The 1961-nt window shown below is 71.8% G+C and carries 2 protein-coding genes and 2 pseudogenes; 1 reads left to right on the top strand and 3 read right to left on the bottom strand.

Annotation, left to right across the window (positions count from 1 at the left end; genetic code table 11):
• Positions 1 to 351 (bottom strand): annotated as a pseudogene (locus AC2W7M_RS24535) (hypothetical protein); the annotation flags it as partial.
• A gap of 186 nt (positions 352 to 537) precedes the next feature.
• On the opposite strand from AC2W7M_RS24535, the gene AC2W7M_RS24530 reads away from it, so the two are divergent.
• Positions 538 to 708 carry a hypothetical protein gene (locus tag AC2W7M_RS24530; protein WP_486135641.1) on the top strand — a complete coding sequence of 57 codons (171 nt, stop codon included), beginning with the start codon at positions 538 to 540 and terminating at the stop codon, positions 706 to 708.
• Here AC2W7M_RS24530 and AC2W7M_RS24525 read toward each other — a convergent pair.
• Positions 624 to 806, bottom strand: a pseudogene (locus tag AC2W7M_RS24525) (NUDIX hydrolase); the annotation flags it as partial. The gene AC2W7M_RS24530 and the pseudogene AC2W7M_RS24525 sit on opposite strands and share 85 nt — an antisense overlap.
• Positions 807 to 1115: 309 nt before the next feature.
• Entirely contained in the window at positions 1116 to 1853 is a 738-nt protein-coding gene (locus tag AC2W7M_RS24520) for an SIMPL domain-containing protein (protein WP_486135639.1), read from the bottom strand.
• Positions 1854 to 1961 lie beyond the last annotated feature (108 nt).

Below are 1961 nucleotides of genomic sequence, written 5' to 3'. Positions count from 1 at the left end.
TGGTCGGTTCGCCGACGTGGGGGCGCCGATCTGCCCCGGGCCTTTCGCCAAGGCCTCGGCCGGCCGCGCCGAGGCCGCCGGCGCGGCTTTCGAGGGGGCAACCGGCTCCGGCGCGGACCCAGCGGATGCGGCGACCTTGGCGGACTTCTTGCCCTTGGCGTCCGGAGTATTCTCACCCGCCGCAGCGGCGCGCGCGTCCGCCGTCGGCGCCAAGGCCACTTCCCTCGCAGGATTCTGCTTCGCGGCCTTCTCCTTGGCAGCCTTCTCCTTGGCACCCTTCTGCTTCGCCGCCTTCTCCGTGAGCGCCTTCTCCCCGACGGACTTGGCCTTCCCGGCCGCTGCGTCAGCCACGACCGATGCCGCCTCGGCGAGCGTGCGCGCGCGGCGCGCACGCCTGCCACCCGGTCCGCCGGACCCGTCTCACCCACGCCCCGGCACCGGCTCTGCCGTCGCTCGCGGGGGGCTTGCGCATCCGCCTCCCCCGATGCGCCGCGCTTTTGCGCGAACGCCTCGGCCATCAGGTCGCCGAAGGCGAGGATGAGCACCTTCAGCTCTTCCTCCTGCACCGCCGCCGCAGCGCTCTCGATGGGAAACCAGAAGCCGAAGCGCTGCGAGCGCTCCGGCCAGTTGCGCGCACGCCGCTTCACCTTCAGGGGAAAGACGATCACGTCGCAGGGCACGGTGCGGTTGGCGAGGCGCTTGTCGTAGGTGTAGAGGCCCAGCGGCTCGCGCGACACCGTGCCGAGCAGGCCGGCCTCCTCATAGGTCTCGCGCGCGGCCGCCTTCGCCGGCGTCAACCCCTTCATGGGCCAGCCCTTGGGGATCACCCACCGCCGCGTCTCGCGGGAGGTGATGAGGCGCACTTCCACCGTGCCGTCCCGGCGGATCCGGTAAGGCAGGGCGGCATACTGGATGCGCCGCCCGGTCCGTTCATTGATGCCCGACGCCATGGCCGACGCCCCGTGGAAGATGTCTCGTGGAAGATGCCCCGTGACCCCTCGCGCGAATCGGGGCGTACGGAAATTAGGACAATGGCTCTACCACTTTGGTCGGACGCGCAAGTGACAGCTTCGGGCTCCAAACCCGCGCCGCCTTCTGGCGCGCTCCCGTCTCAATCATTGCGGCTCCGCCTCGAACACCAGGGTGGCGCGGGCGCGCACCTCCAGTTCGCCGGCCTCGATGGGAACCGCGGCGCGGGCGGCCTCCGCCTTCATCATCATCGGCGCCGGCATCACCGGGCCGGAATGGTCGGCCCGCATGTCGATGCTGGACACCCGCACGATCCGCATGCCCGCCGCTGTGGCGATCGACTTGGCCTGGGCCATGGCGTCCTCAACCGCGGCGATCCGCGCCGCCGCCTCCATCTTGGCAGGGTCGGAGAGCGTGAAGGTCAGGCCGGACGCCTGGTTGGCGCCGGACTGAACCATCTTGTCCAGCAGCGCGCCGAGCTGGGACAGGTCGCGCACCTTCACCCGCACGGTGTTGCGCGCCTCGAAGCCGGTGAGGCGCGGCGGCCCCGAGGGCCCGCCGCTGGCATATTGCGGCGAGATGGAGAAATTGGCGGTGGCGATGTCCTTCGCCGCGATTCCCGCCTCCTTGATGACGGCGATGACGGCGCTGGCGGACTTGGAATTGGCGGCCACCGCCTCGCCGGCCGTCTTGCCGGCGGTGACCACGCCCGTGGCGATGAGCGCCATGTCGGGCTCCGCCGTGGCGCTGCCCTCGCCCACCACCGTGAGGGTGGCGGCCTCAGCCGCAAGCGGGGCGGCGGCGAGCAGCGCGAGCACGCACAGCGCTCCGGAGACGGCACGCAGCCGGCGGACCGGCAGATACTGGGCCCTGTCGAGGGACATAAGCGGACCTCCCTGCGATGACGTATGCGATCCGCGACACCGCGCCGGCCCGGCCGGAGCGCCCCTCGAACCCGCGGGGACGGCACCGCCGGCCGGACCCGACGCCGG

This window comes from Xanthobacter sp. BG11Y11_SDJG (genome assembly GCF_057364445.1).
The sequence above is the reverse complement of the archived record's forward strand: the minus strand, read 5'-3'. Positions and strand labels throughout refer to the sequence as shown.

What these genes read in the sequence shown, in the direction of transcription:
- AC2W7M_RS24530 (WP_486135641.1), top strand. Translation starts at nt 538, where the DNA reads ATGAGCACCTTCAGCTCTTCCTCCTGCACCGCCGCCGCAGCGCTCTCG.
- AC2W7M_RS24520 (WP_486135639.1), bottom strand. Translation starts at nt 1,853, where the DNA reads ATGTCCCTCGACAGGGCCCAGTATCTGCCGGTCCGCCGGCTGCGTGCC.